At 41.5% G+C, this 26,355-nt stretch carries 23 protein-coding genes; 18 read left to right on the top strand and 5 right to left on the bottom strand.

Going from position 1 to position 26,355, the window contains the following annotated elements; genetic code table 11:
• Nucleotides 1–1,244 precede the first annotated feature (1,244 nt).
• The 8 genes from ACDD58_RS04210 (at nucleotide 1,245) to ACDD58_RS04175 (ending at nucleotide 9,595) form a co-directional block, all read left to right on the top strand.
• Nucleotides 1,245–1,550, top strand: a complete 306-nt coding sequence (locus ACDD58_RS04210; protein ID WP_370776002.1) for an undecaprenyl-diphosphate phosphatase — start codon at nucleotides 1,245–1,247, stop codon at nucleotides 1,548–1,550.
• A gap of 17 nt (nucleotides 1,551–1,567) precedes the next feature.
• On the top strand, nucleotides 1,568–1,954 hold the full coding sequence (locus tag ACDD58_RS04205; protein WP_370776000.1) for an aminotransferase class I/II-fold pyridoxal phosphate-dependent enzyme: 387 nt from the start codon (nucleotides 1,568–1,570) through the stop codon (nucleotides 1,952–1,954).
• A complete protein-coding gene (locus tag ACDD58_RS04200) occupies nucleotides 1,845–2,399 on the top strand; it encodes a pyridoxal-phosphate dependent enzyme (RefSeq protein ID WP_370777447.1) in 555 nt (184 codons plus the stop codon). Before ACDD58_RS04205 ends, ACDD58_RS04200 begins: the two co-directional genes overlap by 110 nt.
• 221 nt (nucleotides 2,400–2,620) lie before the next feature.
• On the top strand, nucleotides 2,621–3,679 hold the full coding sequence (locus ACDD58_RS04195) for an FUSC family protein (RefSeq protein WP_370775998.1): 1,059 nt from the start codon (nucleotides 2,621–2,623) through the stop codon (nucleotides 3,677–3,679).
• A gap of 118 nt (nucleotides 3,680–3,797) precedes the next feature.
• Nucleotides 3,798–5,087 (top strand): alanine/glycine:cation symporter family protein, encoded by a 1,290-nt coding sequence (locus ACDD58_RS04190; protein ID WP_370775996.1) that lies wholly within the window; start codon nucleotides 3,798–3,800, stop codon nucleotides 5,085–5,087.
• A 102-nt stretch (nucleotides 5,088–5,189) separates the two neighbouring features.
• On the top strand, nucleotides 5,190–6,062 hold the full coding sequence (locus tag ACDD58_RS04185) for a DUF368 domain-containing protein (RefSeq protein WP_118209734.1): 873 nt from the start codon (nucleotides 5,190–5,192) through the stop codon (nucleotides 6,060–6,062).
• A 15-nt stretch (nucleotides 6,063–6,077) separates the two neighbouring features.
• Nucleotides 6,078–7,844: an ABC transporter ATP-binding protein gene (locus tag ACDD58_RS04180; protein WP_370775993.1), complete on the top strand. Its 1,767-nt coding sequence runs from the start codon at nucleotides 6,078–6,080 to the stop codon at nucleotides 7,842–7,844.
• Nucleotides 7,841–9,595, top strand: a complete 1,755-nt coding sequence (locus ACDD58_RS04175; RefSeq protein WP_370775991.1) for an ABC transporter ATP-binding protein — start codon at nucleotides 7,841–7,843, stop codon at nucleotides 9,593–9,595. The genes ACDD58_RS04180 and ACDD58_RS04175 overlap by 4 nt, the downstream gene beginning before the upstream one ends.
• Nucleotides 9,596–9,669: 74 nt before the next feature.
• On the opposite strand, the gene ACDD58_RS04170 is transcribed toward ACDD58_RS04175, so the two are convergent.
• Complete coding sequence (locus tag ACDD58_RS04170) at nucleotides 9,670–10,371, bottom strand: FadR/GntR family transcriptional regulator (RefSeq protein WP_370775989.1); 702 nt, start codon at nucleotides 10,369–10,371, stop codon at nucleotides 9,670–9,672.
• Between the two features lie 204 nt (nucleotides 10,372–10,575).
• Between ACDD58_RS04170 and ACDD58_RS04165 the strand changes: the two genes are divergently transcribed.
• From ACDD58_RS04165 to ACDD58_RS04150, 4 genes are all read left to right on the top strand, one after another.
• Nucleotides 10,576–12,261: a diguanylate cyclase domain-containing protein gene (locus ACDD58_RS04165; RefSeq protein WP_370775987.1), complete on the top strand. Its 1,686-nt coding sequence runs from the start codon at nucleotides 10,576–10,578 to the stop codon at nucleotides 12,259–12,261.
• A 13-nt stretch (nucleotides 12,262–12,274) separates the two neighbouring features.
• Nucleotides 12,275–13,579: a methyl-accepting chemotaxis protein gene (locus ACDD58_RS04160; protein WP_370775984.1), complete on the top strand. Its 1,305-nt coding sequence runs from the start codon at nucleotides 12,275–12,277 to the stop codon at nucleotides 13,577–13,579.
• 64 nt (nucleotides 13,580–13,643) lie between these two features.
• Complete coding sequence (gene cls, locus ACDD58_RS04155) at nucleotides 13,644–15,185, top strand: cardiolipin synthase (protein WP_370775982.1); 1,542 nt, start codon at nucleotides 13,644–13,646, stop codon at nucleotides 15,183–15,185.
• A gap of 131 nt (nucleotides 15,186–15,316) precedes the next feature.
• Nucleotides 15,317–15,988, top strand: a complete 672-nt coding sequence (locus tag ACDD58_RS04150) for a GTP pyrophosphokinase family protein (RefSeq protein ID WP_117921310.1) — start codon at nucleotides 15,317–15,319, stop codon at nucleotides 15,986–15,988.
• Here ACDD58_RS04150 and ACDD58_RS04145 read toward each other — a convergent pair.
• From ACDD58_RS04145 to ACDD58_RS04130, 4 genes are all read right to left on the bottom strand, one after another.
• Nucleotides 15,985–17,127: an alanine--glyoxylate aminotransferase family protein gene (locus ACDD58_RS04145; protein WP_370775981.1), complete on the bottom strand. Its 1,143-nt coding sequence runs from the start codon at nucleotides 17,125–17,127 to the stop codon at nucleotides 15,985–15,987. The genes ACDD58_RS04150 and ACDD58_RS04145 overlap by 4 nt on opposite strands.
• Before the next feature lie 78 nt (nucleotides 17,128–17,205).
• Nucleotides 17,206–17,754 carry an ECF transporter S component gene (locus ACDD58_RS04140; protein ID WP_117921309.1) on the bottom strand — a complete coding sequence of 183 codons (549 nt, stop codon included), beginning with the start codon at nucleotides 17,752–17,754 and terminating at the stop codon, nucleotides 17,206–17,208.
• Nucleotides 17,755–18,041: 287 nt separating this feature from the next.
• Nucleotides 18,042–18,245, bottom strand: a complete 204-nt coding sequence (locus ACDD58_RS04135; RefSeq protein ID WP_117921308.1) for a cold-shock protein — start codon at nucleotides 18,243–18,245, stop codon at nucleotides 18,042–18,044.
• 97 nt (nucleotides 18,246–18,342) lie between these two features.
• Nucleotides 18,343–18,849 (bottom strand): DUF5721 family protein, encoded by a 507-nt coding sequence (locus ACDD58_RS04130; protein ID WP_243006861.1) that lies wholly within the window; start codon nucleotides 18,847–18,849, stop codon nucleotides 18,343–18,345.
• A gap of 166 nt (nucleotides 18,850–19,015) precedes the next feature.
• Between ACDD58_RS04130 and ACDD58_RS04125 the strand changes: the two genes are divergently transcribed.
• The 6 genes from ACDD58_RS04125 (at nucleotide 19,016) to ACDD58_RS04100 (ending at nucleotide 26,236) form a co-directional block, all read left to right on the top strand.
• Nucleotides 19,016–20,308, top strand: coding sequence for a M18 family aminopeptidase (locus ACDD58_RS04125; protein ID WP_117921306.1), 1,293 nt, complete (start codon nucleotides 19,016–19,018; stop codon nucleotides 20,306–20,308).
• 9 nt (nucleotides 20,309–20,317) lie between these two features.
• On the top strand, nucleotides 20,318–21,544 hold the full coding sequence (locus ACDD58_RS04120; RefSeq protein ID WP_370775977.1) for a transglutaminase domain-containing protein: 1,227 nt from the start codon (nucleotides 20,318–20,320) through the stop codon (nucleotides 21,542–21,544).
• A 164-nt stretch (nucleotides 21,545–21,708) separates the two neighbouring features.
• Nucleotides 21,709–22,548: a DegV family protein gene (locus ACDD58_RS04115; protein WP_118209707.1), complete on the top strand. Its 840-nt coding sequence runs from the start codon at nucleotides 21,709–21,711 to the stop codon at nucleotides 22,546–22,548.
• 20 nt (nucleotides 22,549–22,568) lie between these two features.
• Nucleotides 22,569–23,876, top strand: a complete 1,308-nt coding sequence (locus tag ACDD58_RS04110; RefSeq protein ID WP_370775974.1) for a folylpolyglutamate synthase/dihydrofolate synthase family protein — start codon at nucleotides 22,569–22,571, stop codon at nucleotides 23,874–23,876.
• A gap of 87 nt (nucleotides 23,877–23,963) precedes the next feature.
• A complete protein-coding gene (locus ACDD58_RS04105) occupies nucleotides 23,964–25,313 on the top strand; it encodes an MBOAT family protein (RefSeq protein WP_370775971.1) in 1,350 nt (449 codons plus the stop codon).
• A gap of 14 nt (nucleotides 25,314–25,327) precedes the next feature.
• Nucleotides 25,328–26,236, top strand: coding sequence for a GDSL-type esterase/lipase family protein (locus ACDD58_RS04100; protein ID WP_243006860.1), 909 nt, complete (start codon nucleotides 25,328–25,330; stop codon nucleotides 26,234–26,236).
• Nucleotides 26,237–26,355 lie beyond the last annotated feature (119 nt).

The raw sequence follows: 26,355 nt of genomic DNA, 5'->3' as shown, positions 1-26,355 counted from the left end.
AAGTATAAGATGTTCGATAAATGCTGGTTTGTGGTTGACATGCGTCGCCCGTCCAAATGGTGTGTCGCAGGTCTGTGAATGGCATTTTGCGCAAAGCCGGAGTTAATTTTGGTTCCGTTGTACGAAAATAAGAAAAGTCTAAGTGTGTCTGAGTTAGATTTTCTCGGAGTGACGTGACCGGCAACAACGAGTCATCCATGACTCGATGCTGCCTTGTTCTGCCATCCGTGGCAGAACATCACTGTATACCTACGGACACACTAAGATTTTCTAATTTTCTCCCAAAGTCACAAAATTACTTCGGCTTTGCGCAAGATGCCAGACTTCAGGTTATGAACACCATTTGGGCGGGCGGTTCACCTCAAAACTGGGGGCGTGGGTGTGAATTTTTGATATTCGCACGAATGAGAATATGCTTAAACTCCTAATGTGCTGTATCACTGATATTCAGCCTGATGACTCCCCAGAATTTCCATCTACTACATTGTATTACATGAATTATTTCGTAAATTGTCAGACCAAATAACACAGAATATTTTTTCAAATGTGTATGGCAATAAACATAGACATAATGGGATATATTGAGGTTTTCCAGTATTATCAAACCAATAATAATCTATTAAATATAGTTATTTGGAAATATTTTTTAATCTGATTCAGACACAAACATTAAAAATTTACGCACTTCCAAGGTTGCAAAATGAGTTTTCCAGCGAAGGGTGGCTCACAACTTAGTGGCTGGCAAATCGCATCAAGCCAGGATTCGTTTTGTGACTTTGGGAGAAAATTAGTCAATCTTAGACTGCCTGTCCGCAATACAGTGTTGTGCTGCCACGGACGGCAGCACAAGTCTTAATGCCCCCGGACGGGGCGTTTAAGACGCACACGTCACTCCGCCACAACCTGAACCAGGCAGCCTTAGATTGTCTTATTTTCGGACAACGGAAACAAAACAGTCCCGGCTTGATGCAATTTGCCAATCGTAAACCCCCCAGAACCACCCTACACAAGGAAACTCATGTCACCCACAAACCAGCATTTGTCACGATATTCATAATACAATGCTGATATCCGATAACATCATCACAATATTTATATCAAATCAAAAGATGGAGATTTCTCACGAAGTCTTCATTTTTTTGTGCAGAAAATGTTTAGAAATCGTTTATCTGTTTCAAATACGGAGTTTATGCTAAAAGTTTATGTTAAATAAGGTCAACGAAAGAGAACGGAGGACGTGCAAAATGGATATGATAAAGGCAATGATATATGGAGTTGTGGAAGGAATTACGGAATGGCTGCAGGTCAGCAGTACCGGTCATATGATATTGCTGGAACGTTTACTTCCATTTCAGGGAGTCGGGGAAGATTTTTTCAACGTGTTTGACGTGGTGATCCAGCTTGGCGCAATGGTTGCATTTACAGTATCCATTGTTGTGCTCCGGTTTTTTATCAGCTATGTGAAAAAACATGATTTTCAGGCGTTTGGATATTATCGTATTGTTCTTGGCATGATCGTGCTTTTGTGTGGATGCTTTGGGATTTTGTAAAAAGCGGAGGTGGCAGAATGAGAGGCGTTGTGATTATCCCGGCGTATCTGCCGGATGAAAAACTGGAGTCTGTTGTGGATGAGGTATATGAACTCGGATACCATATTATTGTTGTGGATGAGAGTAAAGTTACGGATCGGACAAAAATTATGATCCTTGTTTCGCCGGGAAATCCAACCGGAAGTATATTGAGTAAAAAACGTCTGGAACAGATTGCTGCATTTGCGAAAAAACATGAACTGATCATAGTATCAGATGAAATTTATGAGAGAACTTGGAGTAAATACGATCGCAATGCCGACAAACGGAAATGCGGGAGCTGCATGGGCACTTTACAGTGCGAGGGCAGGGATTCATGCCGTGATCGTAATGCCGGAGGACGCACCGAAAATAACGAGAAATGAATGTGCTGCAGCAGGGGCAGATCTGTACCTGGTAGATGGTCTGATCAGTGACTGTGGTAAGATTGTCGGTCAGGCAATTAAGGAAAACGGATGGTATGATGCTTCCACATTAAAAGAGCCGTATCGCATTGAAGGAAAGAAAACGATGGGATATGAGATCGCAGAGCAGTTTGATTTTGAACTTCCGGATGCCATTTTATATCCGACAGGAGGCGGAGTCGGAATTATCGGAATCTATAAGGCATTTTTGGAGATGCAGAAACTTGGATGGATTCGGGGAAAATTACCACGGCTTATCGCAGTACAGGCAGAGGGATGCGCGCTGATCGTAAAGGCATTTGAAGCAGGAAAGAGGAAACCTTTGTGTGCCCGGAAGGAGCATCGCTTTACGCGGCTGCAAAAAAACTCAGGGAGTCTGGTTTCTTCAGTCAGGATGAGTGGGTAGTACTTTTAAATACAGGTGCGGGAATTAAATATCCGGATTCTGTGCACCGGGATATTCCGGTATTAAAAAAAGATGCGGTATTAGGATAGCGGAGAAAAATGAAATCTTGACGTTTCGGGTAAATTGCGCTATAGTACTCTCTACTTTACTAAAAACACAAATTTAAGATGCAGATGAAAAAGATATTTTCATTGGAAAACAGCATAAGAAGGGAGAGTACTATGACATTTTATCAGGAACTTCAGCTTAGTTCGACCGGCTCAAAACAGCTGATCAAAAATACAGCAGACAAAAAAGAAAAAAGGCGCCATATCTTAATCTATAATTTCAAAGTTTATCTGGTCATGGCATTTTGTGTGGCAGTTGTGACATTATTCAGTAAACTGACCGGATCGGAAAATAGTGTGGTCGGAGTGACGGTTCTTTTAGCTGTACTGGTGCTTAGACAGGCAGATTTTGGGATTAAGACCACGCACGGACTTCTTTCAATCGCGGGAATTTTTGGAATACTGATCGTGGGACCGCGTTTTAGCAATATGCTCTCACCGTTTCTGGCATTTCTGGTAAACGTATGCTGTATTATGCTTTTGATGATCTTAGGATGCCACAATGTGATCATGTATAATCATTCCACGTTTGTGCTTGGATATCTGCTGTTACTTGGATATGATGTGAGTGGACATGCGTATCTGCTGCGTGTGGAGGGACTGTTTGTTGGAATGTTACTCTGTATGGCAATTTTTTATAAGAATCAGAAAAACAGACCTTACCGGAGAACGTTTTTAGATCTGTTCCGGGAATTTGAGCTTTCATCTGCCAGAAACCGATGGTATGTGAAACTGACACTGATCGTTTCTTCTGCGATGCTTTTGATGTCTGTCCTTGGACTTCCAAGAGCTATGTGGGCCGGGATCGCCTGTATGTCCGTCTGTCTGCCGTTTACCGGTGACTGCAACGAAAGAGCAGAGAAAAGAGGGATGTTTAATATCGTTGGAAGTCTTTTGTTTGTAGTATTATATTTAGCGCTTCCGGAATCCATGTATCCGTATATCGGAATGATCGGTGGTATCGGAGTCGGGTATTCTGCCGGTTATGCGTGGCAGACAGCCTTTAATACGTTTGGTGCATTATCAATCGCGGCGGAACTGTTTGGAATGAAAAATGCCGTGCTGCTTCGTATCGGTGCAAATGTATTTGGCAGTATCTATACGATCGTCTGTAGTAAAGGACTAGACCGGCTTGGTCAGGTGTTTGAACGGAGAAAAAAGATCACTGCATAATAAATTGGATTATAAAAAATGATCTGGAAGTATGACAGGCAGAGAATAAAATCAAAGAATGAATTTTGTAAAATCCCCGTATACTTAGAACAAGGGTATCTGTATACGGGGATTTCTTATGCAAAAAATCAGCCAGTTTGCGGTCGCGGGGCAGATCCTGCTCCTTCTTGGAACACATCTGTATTTTACATTTCGCCTGAAATTCATTCAGCGCAAAATCCCGCAGGGGATCAGACTCAGCTTTTCGGATACAGATCATGCGTCTTACACGGCGCTTGCGACAGCACTTGCTGCTACAATCGGAACAGGGAATATCATCGGTATCTCCACAGCGATAGCGATCGGTGGTGCAGGTGCAGTGTTCTGGTGCTGGATCACCGGTGTGCTTGGAATCGCGACCTGCTATGGTGAGTGTTTTTTATCTATGAAGTACCGTAAAAAAGAAAAGGATGGAAGAATGACCGGCGGTCCGATGTATGTGCTGGAAATTGGGATGAAAAAGAAAGGACTGGCGGTTTTATTTTCTGTATTTACAATATTGGCGTCACTTGGGATCGGCAGCAGTGTACAGGCACATTCCATTAGTGCGGCAGTTACGGAACAGATAGGAATATCGCCGCATATCATCGGGATGGCAGCAGGTGTGCTTGCCGGAAAAGTGATCATCGGGGGAAGCAGGCAGATCGGAAAAGTGTGTACCTGGCTGGTGCCGGTTATGAGTGCATTTTATTTAGGAGGCTGTATTTTTATCCTGATCAAAAATCATACTGTGGTTCCGGAGGCGGTAAAAATGATCGTAACATCTGCATTTGTGCCAGAGGCAGCAGCAGGAGGAGTGGTCGGAACCACGGTGATGGCAGGTTTAAGGACGGGGATTTCCAGGGGACTGTTTACAAACGAGGCAGGGCTTGGTTCTATCCCAATGGCAGCTGCGACAGCACAGAATGTCTCAACGCAGGATCAGGCACTCGTTTCCATGACGGGACCATTCTGGGATACGGTTGTGATGTGTGCGATCACTGGGATTGCCTCCGTTTCAAGTATGATCGCCCATCCGGGCAATTATGTGGGAGTGTCTGGCGAGCGGATGTGTTTTGCTGTATTCCGGGAATTGCCGGTGTGGGGAGATGAGATGCTGTCGTTATCGCTGGTCTTATTTGCATTTGCCACGATCATCGGCTGGAATGTCTATGGAGAATGTGCTGTGCGGTATCTGTTTGGGGAGAACGGTGTCCGGATCTATCAGGTCATTTATATGTTTTGCGTGTATCTTGGGGCTGTGATCACGCTTGATGTGGTATGGGGGATTTCGGACATTTTTAATTTTCTGATGGCGGTGCCCAATCTGCTCTGTCTGTGGGGATTGCGCCGGAAAATTGAAATAAATGACAGAAAAATAAAACATTAATGTTTACCGTACTAGACAAAACAGAAGCGAAACGTCTATAATAGGCAGTATGGTGTGCAGATGGCACATGTAAATATTAATAAGGAAGAAAGAGGTAACCGTATGTACATAATACAGTTTATCAGGGGTTTTTGTATGGCTCTTGCAGACAGTGTTCCTGGAGTGTCCGGTGGAACTGTGGCATTTCTGCTTGGATTTTATGATCAGTTTATTGATTCCATTGATGATCTGATCACAGGAAATATGGAGAAAAAGAAAACAGCATTTTTCTTTTTATTGAAACTTGGTATCGGCTGGGTAACAGGAATGATCCTTGCGATTCTGATTCTTGCAAATGTTTTTGAATCCCATATTTATGCGATCAGTTCATTATTTATCGGATTTATTATTTTTGCGATTCCGATCGTAGTCCGTGAAGAAATAGATACACTAAAAGGGAAGTATGCATATCTTCCATTTATACTGGTTGGAGCAGCGATCGTGTGTGCCATTACTTATTTTAACCCGGTTGGAGGCGGCAGCAGCATGAATTTAGAGCATCTGACAGTCACAACAGGAATTTATGTATTTATTGCAGGTGCAATCGCAATCTGTGCCATGGTGCTTCCGGGTATTTCCGGATCAACGCTGCTTCTTATCATGGGGCTTTATCTGCCGATCGTGACGGCGATCAAAGATATCCTGCATCTGAATTTAAAGAGTTTTCCAACTGTATTTGTATTCGGATGTGGAGTATTAGTTGGCATTTTCAGTGTTGTAAAGCTGATCCGTAAGGCACTTGAAAATTTCCGTGCACAGACGATCTTTCTGATCGTTGGCTTAATGCTCGGTTCTATTTATGCGGTTATCATGGGACCGACCACACTTGATACACCACAGCCTGCAATGACGATCCACAATTTTTCTATCCTGTTCTTTATCATCGGCGGGGCAGTGATCCTGGGACTTCAGCAGATGAAAAAAATTAAAAAATAAACATTTGGAGTTTGTATGAGAAAATTACTGGTTTATTTAAAAGATTATAAAAAAGAAAGTGTATTAGGACCACTTTTTAAATTGCTTGAAGCAACCTTCGAGTTGATCGTACCGCTTGTTATGGCAGCAATCATTGATACCGGTGTGGCTTCCGGGGACAAGACCTATATTATGCGGATGTGTATGGTGTTAGTATTGCTTGCAGTGATCGGACTGACATGCTCGATTACCGCGCAGTATTTTGCAGCAAAGGCGGCAGTCGGATTTGCAACAAAGCTGCGTCATGCGCTGTTTGCACATATTGAAAGTCTCTCTTTTACAGAGATGGATACCGTTGGAACGGCAACACTGATCACAAGAATGACGAGTGATGTTAATCAGGTACAAAACGGTGTGAACCTTGTACTTCGTCTGTTTCTCCGTTCTCCGTTTATCGTATTTGGAGCAATGGTCATGGCATTTACCATTGATATTAAAGCAGCACTGGTATTTGTTGTCACCATTCCACTGCTTTCCGTGATCGTATTTGGTATTATGCTCATCAGTATCCCGCTTTATAAAAAAGTGCAGTCTGCACTTGATAAAGTGCTTGGGATCACAAGAGAAAACTTGACAGGAAGCAGGGTGATCCGCGCTTTTAATAAGGAAGAGGATGAGAGAGAACATTTTAATGAGAATAATGATCTTCTGACCAGAGCACAGATCTATGTTGGAAAAATATCTGCCCTGATGAATCCGCTTACCTACGTGATCATCAACGGTGCGATCGTTGTGCTTGTATGGACTGGTGCAGTCCGTGTTGACAACGGATATATCACACAGGGACAGGTTGTTGCTTTGATCAACTATATGTCACAGATCTTAGTAGAATTAGTAAAACTTGCGAACCTGATCATCAACATCAACAAATCTATCGCATGTGGAAACCGTATCCAGTCTGTTTTTGAGATGCAGTCATCCATTACAGACGGAAGCAGCCGGAATATGGACAAGCCACAGACAACGGATTCTGATGAATCTGAAGATACAGAGTATGCAGTGGAATTTTCTCATGTGGGATTAACTTATGCAGGTGCCGGAGATGAGTCCTTAACAGATATTGATTTTAAGGTAAAAAAAGGTGAGACGATCGGTATCATTGGAGGAACCGGTTCCGGAAAATCATCGGTTGTCAATCTGATCCCAAGATTTTATGATGTGACAGCCGGCTCTGTCAAAGTAGACGGAAAAAATGTCAAAGATTATTCACTTGAAGAACTTCGAGGAAAGATCGGTACTGTTTTACAGAAAGCAGTATTGTTCCATGGATCAATCCGTGAAAATTTAAAATGGGGTAATCCGGATGCATCGGAAGAAGATTTGATCAATGCGGTCACAGTAGCACAGGCAAAAGAATTTATTGACAACAAAGAGGGTGGACTTGATTTTGAAGTCGAACAGGGTGGAAAAAATCTTTCCGGCGGACAGCGCCAGCGTCTGACAATCGCACGTGCGGTTGTAAAGAAACCGGAGATACTTATTTTAGATGACAGTGCATCCGCACTTGATTTCGCAACAGACGCTGCACTCAGGAAAGCAATCCGTGAGATGGAAGGCGGGACAACTGTTTTTATTGTTTCCCAGAGAGCAGCATCCATCCAGCATGCAGACCGCATTGTTGTGCTTGACGATGGAAAGATCGTTGGTCTTGGAACCAGCGAAGAACTGTTAGAAAGCTGTGAGGTATACCAGGAGATTTACAATTCACAGTTTAAAAAACAGGAAGGAGGTAAGACAGCATGAAGAAAGTAGTGACAGAGCAGCAGGAGACAACGATAAAAAAAGTGCTGGATTACATCCGAAGGTACTGGATTTACCTTGGATTATCGATCGTGCTTGCAGCGGTTACCGTCGCGCTGACACTTTATATCCCGATCCTTACAGGGCGTGCAGTGGATCTGATCGTAACAAAGGGACAGGTTGATTTTTCAGGCATCCTTGTGATCTTAGAGCGTATGGCAGTTGTGATCTTACTTACTGCAGTTGCGCAGTGGATCATGAATGCATGTAACAATAAAATTACTTATAATGTGATCCGTGATATCCGGAAAGAGGCATTCGAGCGGATCGAACATTTACCGCTTAAGTATATTGATTCACATTCCTACGGTGAGGTGGTAAGCCGTGTTATTGCGGATGTTGACCAGTTTGCAGATGGACTTTTGATGGGATTTACCCAGTTTTTTACAGGAATTGTGACAATACTTGGCACGCTGATCTTTATGCTGACGATCAGTGTGAATATTACCATTGCGGTTGTTGTTATCACACCGTTATCACTGTTTGTTGCAAGTTTTATTGCAAAAAAGACATTTTCCATGTTTAAACTGCAGTCTGAGACGAGAGGTGAACAGACCGCATTTATAGAAGAAATGGTTGGAAATCAGAAAGTTGTTCAGGCATTTTCCCATGAGGATGAGGCATTAGAGCAGTTTGATGAGATCAACGGAAGACTTCAGAAATATTCACTGCGGGCAATCTTCTTTTCCAGTATCACAAACCCGGCAACACGTTTTATCAACAGCCTTGTCTATGCGACAGTCGGTGTTGTCGGTGCATTTCTTGCAATAAAAGGAAGCATTACCGTTGGACAGTTATCGAGTCTTTTAAGTTATGCAAACCAGTATACAAAGCCGTTCAATGAGATCTCCGGTGTCATTACGGAGCTGCAGAACGCGCTTGCCTGTGCGGCACGTGTGTTTGAACTGATCGAGGAGCCGGTTGAAGTACCGGATGCCAAAGATGCAAAAGTGTTAGAGAAGGCAGATGGAAGCGTGGAACTGTCCCATGTATATTTCTCTTATACACCGGAACAGAAGCTGATCGAGGACTTCAATCTTTCCGTACAGCCGGGACAGCGTGTAGCGATTGTAGGCCCTACGGGATGTGGCAAGACAACACTCATCAACCTTCTGATGCGTTTTTATGATGTAAACAGTGGAAAAATCTGTGTCAGCGGAATACCGGTTGATGAGATGACCAGAAAGAGTTTAAGAAGTAATTATGGTATGGTACTGCAGGAGACATGGTTACGGAGCGGAACGATCCGTGAAAATATCACGATGGGAAAACCGGATGCCACAGAGGAAGAGATCATTGCGGCAGCAAAAGCATCCCATGCGCATAGTTTTATCAAACGTCTGCCAAAAGGATACGATACGGTGATCTCGGAGGATGGCGGAAGCCTTTCACAGGGACAGAAACAGCTTTTATGTATCACAAGAGTTATGCTCTGCCTGCCGCCGATGCTGATCTTAGATGAGGCGACTTCCTCGATCGATACAAGAACTGAGATCAAGATACAGGAAGCATTTGCCCGTATGATGAAAGGGCGTACCAGTTTCATCGTTGCACACCGCCTTTCCACGATCCGGGAAGCAGATATCATTCTTGTCATGCGGGATGGAAATATCATAGAACAGGGAAAACATGAGGAACTGTTAGAGAAGAATGGATTTTATGCAAAGCTGTACAACAGCCAGTTTGCAAAATAAAAGTATAGATCGGAATATGAAAAAACAGCCTGATTTTGAGATGGAATCCAAAGTCAGGCTGTTTTGTAGTAAGATCAGTAGATCATGCGGGTTCCACTGATGCATTCGGTTGTAGAAGTTTCTATATAATCGAGAGCACCACGGACATCTCTTGCACGGACAAAATTATAGATGGACAGGGCACTCTGGTATAATTCTTCTATGCCGTATTTTGTTGCATAGCGTACCCAAAGACTGCATACAAGATCACGGAATGATATAAAGAACAGTGGAAGCAGCATATTTCCACTGATAAAACTCAGCTCATGGCTGAACTCAAAGATAGATGTTGCAGCATCTTCCGGTGTTGTGGCATTTTTTAATTTTTCAAGGTAAAAAGAAAGACCCTCGATCGCAGCATCCGTTGCTGTTTCAATCGCAAGGCGGGATGCAAGGTTCATAAAGAGAATACGGACCTCAAGGATGGAACAGATTTCTTCCTGGCTTAAAGCTCCGCCATTATATTTCATAATGGAAACTAAAGTGTCCATGGTTCCATTTCTGCGGTAATCCTCTACAAATGTGCCGATGCGCGGTTTTACCACGACAAATCCTTTCTTTTCAAGTTCGGCGATACCGGAGTTGACAACAGCGCGTGAAACCTGCATGGATGTGGCAAGTTCACGTTCGGATGGAAGTTTTGTACCGATTGGAAGTTTGCCGGAAATGATCATATTTTCCAGTTCGGATATAAATAATTCTTTGAGTGATGGTGCGTTTAATTTTTGAAATTCCATATGTTATGATTCCTTTATATTGTCGAGATTCTTTGTGGTATGTGGTCATACCACAATAATTTTAGATGTTATGCAGAAAAAAATCAAGAAAATGTTGCTTGAAATGTTCAAAAATACATACAAAAAATAAGTGATATTTTTTGACAATTTATGACAAAATGCATATAATAGAACATATATCAGAAAGAGGAGAGAGGATTGCCGATGAGGTCTTTACAGTCTAAATTTCTGGCTTTGACGGTAGGCTGTGTACTTCTTACAGCGTTGGCACTGGGATATGTTGGTTTTTTATATACGCATAAACTTGTAAATGAGGATTCCACACAGTTTATGAATCTGTTCTGTGAAGATAAGGCACAGGAGATTGATGCAGCACTGATGGGGATTGAACAGTCCGTGAATACGATCAGGGATTATACGATAGAGCAGTATAACGCACTCGGAATTGGTGGTACAGGCAGGGACAATGTGGATGCCTTTGTAAAAAAAGTACAGGAAGTTTCACTACATACCGTGAAAAATACAGAAGGATCACGTGGAGTATATATGAGAGTTAATCCTGGAATTGCCGATGACCAGACAGGATTTTTCTGGTATAGGGATGAAAAAGGTGATGTTAACGAAGATTCTCTGGTTGATTTTTCAAAATATACAAAAGATGACACACAGAATGTCGGATGGTACTATGAAGCTCTTGAGAACGAAGACGCTTTCTGGATGGAACCGTATAACAATCTGAATAAAAATGACTGGATCATTTCGTATGTGGTGCCGATATATCAGGATGAAGATTTTATTGGTGTTCTGGGCATGGATATTGACATGGCACTATTGAAGGAAAAGGTAGATTCCGTACAGATTTATCAGAGCGGTTATGCTTTTCTGGCAGGAACAAATGGTGCTCTTTATTACCATCATGATTATCCGGAGGGACTTGCTGAGGGAAGTGTACACGGAAAGATCAGAAAGGTGTTAAATTTACTGATCAAAAAAGCAGGACAGGATAGTCTGGTCAGTTATAATCTTGAGGGAACAAAGAAAGAAATGACGGCAAGACAGCTGGAAAATGGTATGCTGTTTGCTGTTACAGCACCGGTGCAGGAGATTAATGAATTAAGCAGCCGTATTATACGTCTGTTTCTGGTTTCAACCGTTGTGATAATGATTTTTTCAGTCGTGATCACAATACATGTTACCAGAAAAATGATACGACCGCTCAAAGAACTTACGGAAGCAGCACAGAAAGTTGCAGGCGGTGATCTTGATGTCAACATTGACTGTGAGTCAAAAGATGAAGTTGGAGTGCTTGCAGACAGTGTACAGCAGATGGTCAATCATCTGCGGCATTATATCGATTATGTAAATGAACAGGCGTATACAGATGCCCTGACGGGTGTTGCTAACAAGGCGGCATATAAGGAGTATGTGGATAAACTGGATAAACGCGCGGCAGCCGAGAATATGAAATATGCAGTCGTGGTCATGGATATCAATAATCTCAAAAAGATCAATGACAATTTTGGACATGAATTTGGGGATATGCTCATCCGGGATGCAAGCAGACTGATCAAAAAAGGATTTAAAGATCATACTGTATACCGGATCGGTGGTGATGAGTTTGTGATCATCATCGAACAGCCCAAACAGACAGAATGCGAGGAACTGCTGGCAAACTTTGATAATGGTATTATTGTTTTCAATAAAAATAATACAAAGTATGAACAGAAGATACAGATTGCAAGAGGAATCGCATTCCATGAAACAGACAGTATAGATTTATTTGCAGCAGTGTTCCGTGAAGCGGATCATGCGATGTATGAGAATAAAGTCATGCAGAAATCAAAACAGACGGATCCACCTGTGGTGGAGCAGTCTCAGACAATAACATAGCTGGAGGATAAAAATGGGTGACACAAAGAAAATGGCATGGAAAAGATTAATGGGTGTTTTTGTTGTATTTTTCCTGATTATGGCAGTATGGCAGATTGTAGTACTTGAGCTGCTGAAAAATGGCGTGATCGGTACGATGGTTGCAATGATACTGATCTGTCTTGCAACTGTACTGGTTTTTGGCATTGTTTTTGCATTAATCAAAACACTCCTGGATGCATTCAGACAGCTTATGAGTGATGGCTCAGAGGTGGAACTTTCCGGTGGTGTTGCTAAGAAAGCAAATAAACTTGCAGAGAAGGATGGAGAAGTCGGACAGCTTGTGCGTACGTTTCAGGAGTCGATCACTTCATTTTCACAGGTTGTACTGGGAATAAAGAAAGCAACAAAGGAACTTGGTGAGGTTTCAGAGGATTTTAAGCATATTTTTAAGAGTATGACAGCTTCACTGGATCAGACAGAGCAGGCAGTGACTACTATTACGGATAATACGATCTCACAGGCTGATCACACAGTCGATATGAAAGAGAAGATCGATGCTATCAGCAGAACGATCGATAAGATTGCAGAGAATGTATCGATGCTTGCAAAAAGTGCAGAGCACATGAAAGAAAGCAACAAGGCAGCAGAAGCAATCATGGAGGAACTTGTAAATATCAGTAAGGAGAGCGGTGTTGCGATTGAAAATGTAAGACAGCAGACAGATCTGACAAACCAGTCTGCACAGGAGATCCGCACAGCAACAGAGATCATAGCCGGAATCTCAAATCAGACAAATCTTTTAGCTTTAAATGCAAGTATTGAAGCTGCAAGAGCCGGAGAACATGGAAAAGGATTTGCAGTTGTTGCAGAAGAGATCCGTACATTAGCTGACCAGTCAAGGGAATCAACAGAACAGATCAATCAGATCGTCAATACATTGATTGATAATTCAAACGTCAGTGTGGAGATCACGCAGAAAGTATCAGAAGCGTTTGTGAAACAGAATGAGAAGATTCATGATACGGAAGAAATTTTCCGTTCCCTGAATGAGGAGATCAAGAATACAAGCGATGCTGTGGATGGAATCAGCGAAGAAGTAAATGTGTTAGACGATCATAAGACGGTAATTGAAAGTGGAATCACCTCTTTGACAGAGTTTGCAGAACAGAATGCCGAGAGTGCGAAAGTAACAACAGAAAACATGGAAGAATTCCAGCAGATCGTTGAACAGTGTGATCAGGCAACAGAGCGCATTGTGAATGTATCCGATGAGCTGGTAGGGTATCTTGGAAAAGTGGATGCAAATGTAAAAGATAAAATGAATGCACGTAACTAAAAATAAATCAGAAACGGAGGAAAAAATACCACATGAGTAAAATTATGTGGTATTTTTCAATATTATGAGAGCAGAACAGAAAACATCAGTAAAAAACAGTGTAGGAAGATTGATTTTTGTTGGTATCAGCGTATTGCTTCAGGTCATATGGATCATCAGTCTTTTTATATGGCTGAATAATTATTCGGCAGCAATTTCTCTTTTTTCCACGTTGATCGCGGTCTCGGTTGTATTTGCCATATATGGAATGCATGGAAACATGGCATTTAAAGTGCCATGGATGTTGGTCATTACTGCATTTCCGGTATTTGGTCTGTGTGTATTTGCACTATTTGGAAGGTCAAATCTGACCAGAAATATGAAAAAACGTTATGAGGGCATTGACAGTGAACTTTTCCCATTTTTAGAAAGTGATGAGACTGTCGTAAAAATGCTTCAGAAAAAAGATCTGTCAATAGCAAACCAGACAGAGTACATCTGGAAATATGGTCATTATCCGGTTTATCGCAATACAGATATTGAATTTTATGCGGATGCGTCACAGGGGTTAGAGGCACAGCTTGCAGATTTGAAAAAAGCAGAACATTTTATATTTATGGAGTATCATGCCATCGAGCAGGCAGAATCTTTTGAACGGATTTTTAACGTGTTAAAAGACCGGGCAGTGCATGGAGTTGAAGTACGTATTTTCTATGATGATGTTGGAAGCATTGGATTTATCAATCATGATTTCAGAAAACGTATGGAGGAGAATGGAATTGCCTGCCGTGTATTCAATCCGATTATTCCAGTATTATCGGTATTTATGAATAACCGCGATCACAGAAAAATTACAGTGATCGATGGAAAAGTGGGATTTACCGGAGGGTACAATCTTGCAAATGAATATTTTAATGTCACACATCCGTATGGACGGTGGAAAGATACAGGCATTCGTTTAGAAGGAGATGCTGTAAAAAGTCTTACGGTTATGTTCCTTGAAATGTGGAATGTTGTAAAAAAGACAGACCAGGATTATCAGAAGTACCTGCCGGTGACAGATTATAAAGTAAAACAGGAGGGATTTATCCAGCCGTATGCGGATAGTCCATTAGATGATGAACATGTGGGAGAGAGCGTTTATATGAATCTTATCGCACATGCCAAAAAAGAAATTTATTTTACAACACCGTATCTGATCATCACAGATGAGATGAACCGTGCTCTTGGACTTGCTGCAAAGCGTGGTGTGGATGTGCGGATCGTGACACCGGGGATCCCGGATAAGAAACTGATCTATAAAGTAACACGTTCTTATTATGCAGGACTCGTGCGCCAAGGGGTGCGTATTTATGAGTATACGCCGGGATTTATCCATGCTAAACAATGTGTCTGCGATGGAGAGGCGGCAACCTGTGGCACCATTAATATGGATTACCGGAGTTTGTACCTTCATTTTGAAAATGGAGCCTTTTTATATAACTGTGACGCCGTAGGGGAGATTCGTCAGGATTTTGAACATATTTTTGCAGAGAGCACGGAAGTTACAGAAAAATATAAGAGCGGAAGGTCTGCTGTTTTGCGGGGAACACAGTGTTTCTTGCGTTTGTTTGCACCTCTTATGTAAAAATATTATATAATCCGAAATCTTCACAGAAGTTTAGATAACTTTTCCGTAAAAGTATGGTAAAATAGTAATGAAAGAGTAGCAGGTCAGGAGAAGCTGTTACAAAAGAACGATTCTAAGGAGAAAGTCAAATGGAATACATGGATATTGAAACAGTCAAGGAACTGGATCATGTTTTTGGGGATATTGAAGAACTACAGAAGTTTCGCTGTCTGATGATGCAGTACGAATGTGCAATGTTAGAGGTGAGGACAAAACTTGACGTATTGAACACAGAGTTATCTGTACAAAACAGCAGGAATCCGATCGAATCGATAAAATGCAGGATCAAAGAACCGGACAGTATTATGAAGAAAATGAAGCGTCAGGAGATTCCATTTTCCGTAGATAATATCGAGAAGAATCTGAATGATATCGCAGGTGTCCGTGTTATCTGCTCATTTCCCGATGATATTTATACATTAGCGGATTATCTGGAAAAACAGGATGATATCAAGCTGATCAAGAAGAAAGATTATATCAGTCATCCCAAACCGAATGGTTACCGCAGTCTGCATCTGATCCTTGAAGTACCGATTTTTTTGACAAATGAGAAAAAGATGATGCGTGTGGAAGTGCAGTTTCGAACGATCGCCATGGATTTCTGGGCAAGTTTAGAGCATAAATTAAAATACAAAAAGGACATTGAAAATGCACAGGTGATCTCACAGGATCTCTGCTTTTGTGCGGAGCTGATCTCACAGTTAGACGGCAGAATGCAGCAGATCAGAGAGCGTTTAGAGGAAAAGAAAGAGGCCAATTAGGCCTCTTTTTTTCTATAATACTTCAAAAACAGATCTGCAAGATTTCCCTTAAGCGTGACACCAAGTTCAGTCAGGGTAGCAGAGAGAGCTTCTAAAGTAGGAACCATATGCTCTAACCTTGCATTTTCCCCCATATGACCGATACGGATCACTTTACCGGAGAGTTCATCAAAAGATCCGGCAAGCATAATATTATATTTTGTTCGCATTGTATCAAGGATAGAATTAGCATCAGTACATTGCGGAATGTCAAAAACAGTTACAGTGTTTGACATTCCGCTCTGCAGATGGAGTTTTAAACCCGCTTCTTTTACGGCTGCTCTTGTAGCAGAACCAATCCTTGCATGGCGTTCATACAAAGTCGCATCTTCAGCGATCAGATTAAATGCAGCGCGCAGACCGTAGATATCGCTGATCGGCATAGTATATGGAAACCATTTTTTCTCGTAGTAACCGTCGAATGCCATCAGGTTTGCGTAGAAAGATGCAATCGGAGTTTTACGGTTTTTCATTTTTTCTTTTGCGGCATCACTTACCACAACAAAGGTAAGTCCCGGAGGTGCGGAGACTGCTTTCTGTGAGCCGCCGCAGAGAAGGTCGATCTGAAAATCATCGACACATACTTTTTCGCCAAACATACCGGAAACGGAGTCAACGACCGTTAAGATGCCGTACTGTTTGAGCAGTGGACAGATTCTGCTGATATCATTCAACATGCCGCTTGGGGTATCGCAGTGTACAACAGTGGCATAAGTATAATCGTGATGATCTTTTAAATATTCTGCAAGTGCATCCACATCCAGAGTATTTTCGTAATCAGCATGGTAGATTTCCGGAATACCACCGTACATGCTGACAAAATCTGCAAATCCTTTTCCGTAGATACCGTTGTCGATGACAAGAACTTTATCATCCGGTTCTGTCAGGGAAGCACATGCAGCTTCCAGTCCTAAAATCCCTTCACCATCTAAGATCAGCGTTTCGTTTTTCGTGCCAAGGAGGCTGCTGATCAGTTCGCAGGTTTCTTTATAAAAATCATAAAATTCTTCATCCAGATCAGGATTTGTGCAGGCAAAACTGCGTGCACGTCTTACTGGTTCCGGAACCTGAACCGGTCCGGGTGTCATGATCTTATACATATTAATACTAATCTCCATTCCCGCCCGTTTTTTGGGCATTACAAGTTTGAGTGAAAAATGCTATTTTCAAATGAAACTTTATTTGAAAATAATTTTGTTTGCTGCTTTGCGTAAAGGCTCGATGACGATCAGGACTACAACGGCTGCAACACCGATCTGAAACAGATTTCCCGGAATGGAAGTAACCGGTGCAATCCAGTTGCCGTAGATGATACCCTCTGCGATATAATAGCCGACTACTTTGATCACGCAGGCAGCAGCGATGGCGAGTGCATCAAAACCGAGTCCGTGGTGTTTTTCCGTGATCGCACCAACAACATATCCCATAATCGCTACGATGATAAATGTAAAAGGTGCCCATGCTGTCCAGCCGGAGAGAAGGTCAAAGAGTCCCATGCCAATACCGCCGGCAAGTGCACCACTTTTTTTGCCAAATAAAATGGCGCAGATAAAAAGCGGAACATTGCCAAGATGGATCAGTCCGCCGTTTGCAGTGATCGGAAGTCTGACATTGACAAATGCGGTAAATACATAAGTTAATGCAATGAAAAGTGCTGTGATGGTCAGAAACTGTACCTGACCGATTGAATTTTCTGTTTTTACAGTAGTTGTAGATGTTGTGCTCATATTTCTTTTCTCCTCATACGTTTCTTATGACCGATATTATCTGTCATTTATTTATGCATATCTTAAACGCACACTGGTTTATTTTAAAATGCCAGTCAGGTGAAAATTGAGCAGACCAGTTTGAATGGACTACACAAGAAAGAATCCTATTACATAAAAAAGAGTGCCGGAAAGCCGACACTCTTTTTTAAATCCATTGTTTACAATATCTTAATCTAACAAATAAAAACTGGTTCTATTTAAAAAGAAAAAGGTACATGTGAAACTACTGATTGTGCTGGTAGTAATTATTTTACTACTGTAACGTTGGTTGCCTGAGGTCCTTTAGCGCCTTCTACTACTTCGAATTCTACAGTAGCGCCTTCTTCGAGGGATTTGAAACCTTCCATGTTCAGACCTGAGTAGTGTACGAATACATCATTGCCCTGCTCGTCAGAGATGAATCCGTATCCTTTTTGGTTGTTAAACCATTTTACTGTACCTTTGTTCATTGAAAAGTACCTCCAAAAAATATTACTGGCTGTATTTACAGCTAGTTAGAGCATATCATAACAATTTTGAAAAGTAAAGGAAAAAAGAGGATATTTTTCAACCTAATTTCTCAATAACAATATCGTGGTTTTTGAGAAAAATCTCGACGAGTCTGTCCCATTCGTGTTCTAAGGATTTATCGGTAGAAAAAATACGATAAGATACGCCGGTTGTGAGCATAAGACTTCCATTCTGGAACTTCAGATTCAAAAACATCCCTGTTACATCCTGTGGGGTAAAAGAAGTCTGGATGCTGGCAAGTGTCCGGGACAGATTATCCGGTGACAGCAGAAATACAAATTTGAAATAATTAGGAGTACGTTTTCCTTTGATCAGGTCGAAACAGTGCTGGCGCACTCTGCCATAAGGAAGGAATGCAAGGTCAGATAAGCCCTGTTCTTCTAATTCTTCTTTTGAAAAAAAGTCCGGTGTGATCGTTCCGTCAAAATTCCATACGGCATCTTTTTGTATGGTTGCTTCCTTTAACAGAAAGTGGTCGAATGTATCTGAACACAGAAGCTGGTTCATAAAATTTTTGAGTTCCGGGATATTAAGCGCTAACATGCGGTATACCTCTTTCATATTATGTTCATTTTCATGTGGCACTGCTCATTGCTTACGCATATTGTACCATAAAACCCAGAGAAACAAAATAAAGGATGTAATCTTTCTGATTTTATAGTAAAATAGGGATGGTTTTAATCAGTATTACAGGAAAAGAGGAACTACAATGAACGAGAAAACAGTTTTATTTGATTTATTAAAAGAGGGAGTATCTCCGGTACACGTGGTAAAGGCATGTGAAAAGCGTTTAGCAGATGCCGGTTTTGAGAAGATAGCTTATGAAGAAGAATGGAATTTAAAAGCAGGTGGCCGCTATTATGTGGATCATCATGATACCACTCTGTTTGCATTTTCGATTCCTGCGGATGAGATGAAAAAAGAAAAAAAGCCTGCAGTCCGGATTGCAGCGGCACATACGGATTTTCCATGTCTTAGAATTAAACCGTCATGTGATGTTGTAACGAATCGCTATGCACAGGTTAATATTGAGGTGTATGGAGGTGCAATTTTAAATACATGGTTAGACAGACCACTTGGTGTGGCAGGACGTGTGGCAGTAAGAGGGAATGATCCGTTTACACCGGAATTAAAATATTTTGCATCCCAAAAGAATCTGCTCACGATCCCAAATCTTGCAATCCATATGAATCGCGAAGTGAATAAGGGTGTGGAGCTGAATAAGCAGATCGATATGATCCCGGTTGCAGGATTACTTGCAGAAAATGAAACATGTGCTGATTATTTCTTAGGTTTTCTTGCAAAAGAACTGTCTGTTGCAAAAGAAGATATTTTAGATTTTGAACTGACGGTATATTGCAGAGAACAGCCGGAGTATGTCGGCTTAGAGGATGATTTTATCTCATCTCCAAGACTGGATAACCTGACATCCTGTGCAGCATTGGTATCCGGTATCATAGATGCGGAAAGGAAAGACGGTATTAATCTGATCGCACTGTTTGATCACGAGGAGATTGGAAGCCGCAGTAAACAGGGAGCGGGATCTATATTGCTTCACGATATGTTACTCCGAATTCTAAAAGCCTGTGGAGCGGGGGAGAGTGCTCCGGAACTGTTGTATCAGAGCATGCTGTTGTCCGTAGATGTTGCACATGGTCTGCATCCAAATCAGGCAGGCAAAATGGATATTACTAATAAACCGGTGCTTGGAAGCGGCTTCTGTATCAAGGAGGCATGTTCCCAGTCCTATGCGACAGACTGTGAGGCAATTGCGATTATTCAGCAGATCTGTGATCTGAAAAAAATCCCATATCAGAAGTTTGTGAACCGTTCAGATATGGCAGGGGGCGGAACACTTGGTTCTATTGCATCTGCATTATTGCCGGTAAAAACGGTAGATATCGGTATCCCGCTTCTGGCAATGCATTCGGCGAGAGAATTGATGGGAGCAGCAGACCAGGAAGCATTGACGGAACTTGTAAAGGCATATTTTTCACTTTAAGGGGGAAGTGTGAAAAGAAGAAAAAGACATACACTGCTTAAATGTATGATTTTAGCGGTGTTAGCAGGCGCAGTGATCCGATATACCGGAGTATTTCATGATTCTTTCACACCTCCGGGACAGATACAAAGCCAGGTTCATGTAGAACAGAAAAATGCAAAATCCAAAGCAGATTCCGGCACAATAGAGAAACATATAAAAGAGAGTCAGGAAACAGGTACGGAAAATGAAACACCGGAGGCAAAAGTATCGCATGGATATGCTTACGAAACTCTCTCAACGGAGCAGCAGACAGTCTATGATGAGATATATCGGATTATTATGACACATGATTCAAAGGTTCCGGTAAGTACCTGTGACGAAAAGGTATTAGAGAAAGCATATCGTTCTGTCATAGCAGACCACGGGGGGATTTTCTGGGTATCCGGATATAACTATACGCAGTACACGATGGGGAAAAAGACGGTCAGTATAGATTTTTCGCCAAGCTATACAGTGGATCGTGATGAGCGTGATTCCTATCAGAGCCGGATCGATTCAGTGGTGGATTCCATATTAAAAAATGTGGATTCATCCTGGGGAGATTATGAAAAGGCAAAATATGTTTTCGAATATCTGGCTGGAAACATTGAGTATGAAATGGGAACGGAACAGAACCAGAACATTATCAGTGTCTTTTTAAATAAGAAAACAGTCTGTCAGGGGTATGCAAATGCCACGCAGTATCTGTTGTCTCTTTTAGGAATACGGGCTGTTGTCGTGACGGGAACTGCGGAGGGAGATACGCATGCGTGGAATCTTGTGCAGCTTGATGGCGCATATTATTTTATAGATACGACATGGGGAAATTCTTCTTATAATAATGGTAAGAGCGGTTTTGGATCTTTTATCAATTATAATTATTTCGGGGTGACTACGGCTGAGATCAGCAAGACACATCAGGCGGATGGCACATTGCTTTTGCCGGACTGTACGGCGACGGCAGATAATTACTATGTAAAAGAAGAAAAATATATCACAGAATGGGAACCGGATGTGGTTGGACAGATTTATGGCGAGGCCTATCGCAATGGAGCTGTCACAGAGGAGATCCGTTTTTCGGACAACTCTTTATATGAGCAGGCAAAAGCGTATCTCATCGATGAACAGCATATCCGTGATTACTGTGAGGGGATTACTGGATTATCCTATATTGAGGATCAGGATCAGAATGTACTGATCCTGAAATTCTCTTAAAACGTATGTCTGATAAAAAATATATAAAATATAATGAAAACCTCTATACAAAACAAAGTTTTTATGATACTGTTATGTAGTAATCAATACTACATGTGATGGAAAGAAATAACATATAAAAAGTTATCAAATAACAAATTGTCGGGTTATGGAGGTTATCTGAAATGTATAAGATCGTGATTGACAGTTGTGGAGAACTGCCGGAAGATTTAAAAAAAGATGGACATTATCAGAATGTGTCATTGGAGTTAGAGGTAGATGGATGTTGTATTCGCGATGATGAGACGTTTGACCAGAAGGATTTTCTCCGCAGGGTTAAGGAAAGCGTTACCGGACCGAAATCTGCATGTCCGTCTCCGGATGAGTATATGAAATCATATGAAGGAGATGCGGATCATGTATATGTGGTAACTTTGTCCGGCAGACTGTCGGGATCTTATAACAGTGCCGAACTTGGAAAAAATCTGTTTGAAGAGGAGCATCCGGGCGAGAAGAAGATCTATGTATTTAATTCCCGCTCTGCTTCCATAGGCGAAACATTGATCGGCATGAAAGTACAGGAGTGTGAAGAGGCAGGTATGAGTTTCGAGGAAGTTGTTGAGACGACAGAAAAATATATCAGCTCCATGAATACCTTTTTCGTGCTTGAAACATTAGAGACTCTGCGCAAGAATGGACGTCTGACAAATCTTAAGGCATTTATTGCAAATACATTAAATATCAAGCCGGTGATGGGATCTACCGAGGAGGGATCGATCTGTCAGCTTGGCCAGGCGCGTGGCATGAACAAAGCACTGGATAAGATGATTCAGAATGTGATTGCAAAGACAAAAAACTGTGAGAACAGAGTGCTTGCGATCTCACACTGTAATTGTCCGGAACGTGCCAGAGCAGTAAAAGAAAAATTAGAAAAGTTGGCAAAGTTCAAAAAAATCATTATTACGGATACGGCGGGCGTCAGCACGATGTATGCCAATGACGGCGGTGTCATTATCGCAGTTTAATATAGAAAAAGGACAGTATTATGAAAGAACTGACATATGAGGAAGTATTAGACCAGATTGAACATCAGAGACGGTTTGGCAACCGTCCGGGGGCAGAGATATCTGCACTGATGCTTGAAAAGTTAGGCAGACCACAGCAGAATATGAGTGTGATCCATATAGCGGGGACGAACGGAAAAGGTTCCGTCTCTGCTTTTTTGTGCTCAATTTTAAAGGAAGCAGGAATCCGTACAGGGATGTTCACATCACCACATCTGGTTGATTTCAGGGAACGGATCTGTGTGGATGGACAGATGATATCCCAAGAGAAAGTGACACGACTTGGGAATATGCTGCTGGGGGAAGAGTTTGGGGCAGCTTTGACTATGTTTGATTACTGCCTTGCGATAGCACTGCTTTATTATAAGGAAGAACAGTGTCAGGCAGCTGTGATAGAGACCGGACTTGGAGGAAGATTAGACTCGACGAATGCAATCGGTGTACCGGAGGTTACGGTTATCACGAAGATCGGATATGATCACATGGCGATTTTAGGCGATACTTTAGATAAAATTGCGGCGGAGAAAGCAGGTATTATAAAAAAAGGTACAAAACTGGTATTAGAAAGCCAGAAGCAGGAAGCGATGCAGATCCTGCTTGAAACGGCAGAAAAAGAGAAAATTACAGAGATAAGGATCGCGGATATCCATGATGTGACAGACTGCCGCTATGAAAATGGCAGACAATATTTTTCCTGTAAAAATTATAAAGATCTTGAGATGTCAATGCTTGGAGTGCATCAGTATGAAAATGCACTTGCAGCGATTCAGGCAGCAGAAATTTTTTTGAAAAACAGGGGAATTTCAGAAGAAAAAGCAGAATATTATATCAGGGAAGGAATCAGAAAGACAAGATGGGAAGGCCGGATGGAGATTCTTGGCAAAGATCCGTTTTTCATGGTGGATGGTGCACATAATAGCAACGGAGTGGCAGCACTGGCAAAAAGTCTTCGTACCTTGTTTCCGGAAGAGAAGTTTCATTTTATCATGGGAGTTATGGCAGACAAGGATTATGAGGAGATGATTGAAGAATTACTTCCAATTGCTCTTGATTTTAAGACGGTAACAGTCGAGTCAGAGAGAGCACTTGCTGCGAAGGAGTTATCGGAGAAAATCAGAAAAAAGGGAATCTGTGAGGCGGGTCTATTAAGATCTTTTGATGAACTGATGCCGGATCGTCTGGATGCGGCACATAAAACGATTGCATTCGGATCTTTGTATTTTGTTGGGGAGATCAAAAAATATTTCCGAGATGTGACAAAAATAACAAAAAATTTACAAATTTACTAACTTTGCTTAATAGGTGATTATCAGACATTTTTTTGGCTATAATAGTTGTTGTTAAAAAAATAATGTGGATTAGAAAGAGCCGATAAGATGGTATTTAGCAGTTTTGAATTTTTATTCCGGTTTTTACCGTTTTTTTTACTGATATATTATGTGACACCGAAAAAATGGAAAAATGCGGTGTTGTTTGCAGGGAGCATTTTGTTTTATACAACAGGTGAGGCAGAATATGTAGTGCTTTTGCTTGCCTCTGTGGTGATCAATTATATTCTGGGAAGATTCATGTACCGGGATACTTATGAGGGAAGAGGAAAAAAACAACTGATTCTGTTGATCATGGCACTGTGCTATGATTTTGGTGTTCTGTTCCTTTTTAAGTATAGTGGACTCATGGATAAACTGCCGCTTGGCATCAGTTTTTATACGTTTCAGATCGCCGCCTATATCATCGATGTTTACCGGGGAAAAGTGCCGGTTGAAAAATCATTTATCCGTCTCGGAACGTATCTGATGATGTTTCCGCAGCTGATCGCTGGACCGATCATCAATTATTCAGAAGTCCGTATGGCTTTATGCAGCAGGACTGTTACTATAGAACAGTTTGAATCAGGATTAAAAACACTGATACTGGGACTTGGAGCAAAAGTGATCGTTGCAGACCGTATCGGGCTTTTGTGGAATAATATACAGTCAATCGGTTTTGAAAGTATTTCAACGCCATTAGCATGGATGGGGGCGTTTGCATACTCCATAGAGCTGTATTTTGATTTTTCAGGATATTCTTTGATGGCATTGGGACTTGGGCAGATGCTGGGATTTGAATTTCCCAAAAACTTTAAACATCCTTATATTTCAAAATCGGTATCAGAATTCTGGAGAAGATGGCATATTACGCTGGGACGCTGGTTTAAGGAATATGTCTATATTCCGTTAGGTGGCAACAGGAAAGGAAAGGCGCGTACGATATTTAATTTATTTGTGGTATGGAGTCTGACTGCCATCTGGCATGGTGCAGAAGGACATTTCCTGATCTGGGGAGCGTCTCTGCTCGTACTGCTTGCTATAGAAAAAGTGTTTTTATTACAGTTTCTGGAGAAGAGTAAAATACTTTCCCATATATATCTGGTACTTGTAGTGCCGCTTACCTGGGTTGCATTTGCTATTGCGGATGTAGGACAGCTTGGAATTTATTATGCAAGAATGTTCCCGTTTTTTGGCGTGGGAGAGGCAATAAAGCAGATGGATTTTATAAAGTATCTGATGGATTACGGACCACTGTTTCTGATCGGGATTATTTTTTCTACTCCATATCCGGCAGCTTTCTACAAAGTGGTCGAGAAAAAGTGGCTGGGAAGTTTGTCGGTGATCGTGGTATTGGTTTTAAGCCTTTATTATATGGCTGTTTCTACAAATAATCCATTTTTGTATTTTAATTTTTAGGACTGGTGATTAGTGTGAAGAAAATAATGAAATGTCAGGTCGCAGTCTTTTTGATCGTCGGATGGGTGATCCTTTCACTGATCGGTTATTTAAAAAAAGACGGGATCTATAAAAATTATTCCATCAATATTAAAAAAACTCCATATTTTGTATTGGTGTTAGATGGAATTCATGATAAAATTTATCCTTGGAGTAAGGAAACGCCGGACGAATACAGACCGCAGCAGGAAGAGAATGTTGCGGCTACAGAAGTGACAGAACAAGAGGAGACCATACAGCGGACGGAAACTGTGGAGCAGGATACTGAGACGGCGGTTCTAGAACAAAAGAAGTTTATACAGGTGGATGACAGTTATTTTGATGATGCAGTTTTTATTGGCGATTCGAGAACGGTAGGTCTGCATGATTATGGCGGATTGGATCATGCAGATTTTTATGCGACCGTAGGCATGAATATCTATGATCTGTGGAAAGATGCATTCTGTAATGTCAATGGCCAAAAGGTAACATTAGAGGAAGCATTAAAGGCTAAACAGTATAAAAAAGTGTATTTTCAGATCGGTATTAATGAAATGGGACGCGGAACGCTTGACGGGTTTATGAATGAGTATCAGAATGCAGTCGAAAAATTCAAAACCCTGCAGCCGGATGCGATCATTTATGTGCAGGCGATCATGCATGTGACCAGCAAAAAATCCGATTCAGACCCGATTTTTAATAATCCGGGTATTGATGCGAGAAATCAGCGCATACAGCAGCTTGCAGATGGTGTCCGTGTGTTTTATATTGATGTCAATGAAGTAGTATGTGATGATCAGGGCGGATTAAAGCAGGAGCTTACGTTTGATAATCTGCATCTGTATGGATCAAAATATAATATCTGGGTAGATTTCTTAAAGACAAAAGGAATTGAAACAGAGTGATAAAGTTGTATGAAAATCATAAGGAAAAATTGAATAAATTTTTGAAAGCGGATGTGCTGGCAGAATGCAGGTCCCAGGTAGATTATGAGAACAGAGTTGTGCTCTGCGTCTTAAATATT

The sequence above is a fragment of the Roseburia sp. genome (assembly GCF_041325975.1).
Taxonomy (GTDB): Bacteria; Bacillota; Clostridia; order Lachnospirales; family Lachnospiraceae; genus Roseburia; species Roseburia rectibacter.
Note: the sequence above shows the minus strand (reverse complement) of the source record. Positions and strands in the feature narration are given on the sequence as shown.

Excerpts from the sequence above, each read along its gene's own strand:
- ACDD58_RS04210 (WP_370776002.1), top strand. The coding sequence starts at position 1,245 with ATGGATATGATAAAGGCAATGATATATGGAGTTGTGGAAGGAATTACG.
- ACDD58_RS04205 (WP_370776000.1), top strand. The coding sequence starts at position 1,568 with ATGAGAGGCGTTGTGATTATCCCGGCGTATCTGCCGGATGAAAAACTG.
- ACDD58_RS04200 (WP_370777447.1), top strand. The coding sequence starts at position 1,845 with ATGCCGACAAACGGAAATGCGGGAGCTGCATGGGCACTTTACAGTGCG.
- ACDD58_RS04195 (WP_370775998.1), top strand. The coding sequence starts at position 2,621 with ATGACATTTTATCAGGAACTTCAGCTTAGTTCGACCGGCTCAAAACAG.
- ACDD58_RS04190 (WP_370775996.1), top strand. The coding sequence starts at position 3,798 with ATGCAAAAAATCAGCCAGTTTGCGGTCGCGGGGCAGATCCTGCTCCTT.
- ACDD58_RS04185 (WP_118209734.1), top strand. The coding sequence starts at position 5,190 with ATGTACATAATACAGTTTATCAGGGGTTTTTGTATGGCTCTTGCAGAC.
- ACDD58_RS04180 (WP_370775993.1), top strand. The coding sequence starts at position 6,078 with ATGAGAAAATTACTGGTTTATTTAAAAGATTATAAAAAAGAAAGTGTA.
- ACDD58_RS04175 (WP_370775991.1), top strand. The coding sequence starts at position 7,841 with ATGAAGAAAGTAGTGACAGAGCAGCAGGAGACAACGATAAAAAAAGTG.
- ACDD58_RS04170 (WP_370775989.1), bottom strand. The coding sequence starts at position 10,371 with ATGGAATTTCAAAAATTAAACGCACCATCACTCAAAGAATTATTTATA.
- ACDD58_RS04165 (WP_370775987.1), top strand. The coding sequence starts at position 10,576 with ATGAGGTCTTTACAGTCTAAATTTCTGGCTTTGACGGTAGGCTGTGTA.
- ACDD58_RS04160 (WP_370775984.1), top strand. The coding sequence starts at position 12,275 with ATGGGTGACACAAAGAAAATGGCATGGAAAAGATTAATGGGTGTTTTT.
- cls (WP_370775982.1), top strand. The coding sequence starts at position 13,644 with ATGAGAGCAGAACAGAAAACATCAGTAAAAAACAGTGTAGGAAGATTG.
- ACDD58_RS04150 (WP_117921310.1), top strand. The coding sequence starts at position 15,317 with ATGGAATACATGGATATTGAAACAGTCAAGGAACTGGATCATGTTTTT.
- ACDD58_RS04145 (WP_370775981.1), bottom strand. The coding sequence starts at position 17,127 with ATGTATAAGATCATGACACCCGGACCGGTTCAGGTTCCGGAACCAGTA.
- ACDD58_RS04140 (WP_117921309.1), bottom strand. The coding sequence starts at position 17,754 with ATGAGCACAACATCTACAACTACTGTAAAAACAGAAAATTCAATCGGT.
- ACDD58_RS04135 (WP_117921308.1), bottom strand. The coding sequence starts at position 18,245 with ATGAACAAAGGTACAGTAAAATGGTTTAACAACCAAAAAGGATACGGA.
- ACDD58_RS04130 (WP_243006861.1), bottom strand. The coding sequence starts at position 18,849 with ATGTTAGCGCTTAATATCCCGGAACTCAAAAATTTTATGAACCAGCTT.
- ACDD58_RS04125 (WP_117921306.1), top strand. The coding sequence starts at position 19,016 with ATGAACGAGAAAACAGTTTTATTTGATTTATTAAAAGAGGGAGTATCT.
- ACDD58_RS04115 (WP_118209707.1), top strand. The coding sequence starts at position 21,709 with ATGTATAAGATCGTGATTGACAGTTGTGGAGAACTGCCGGAAGATTTA.
- ACDD58_RS04110 (WP_370775974.1), top strand. The coding sequence starts at position 22,569 with ATGAAAGAACTGACATATGAGGAAGTATTAGACCAGATTGAACATCAG.
- ACDD58_RS04105 (WP_370775971.1), top strand. The coding sequence starts at position 23,964 with ATGGTATTTAGCAGTTTTGAATTTTTATTCCGGTTTTTACCGTTTTTT.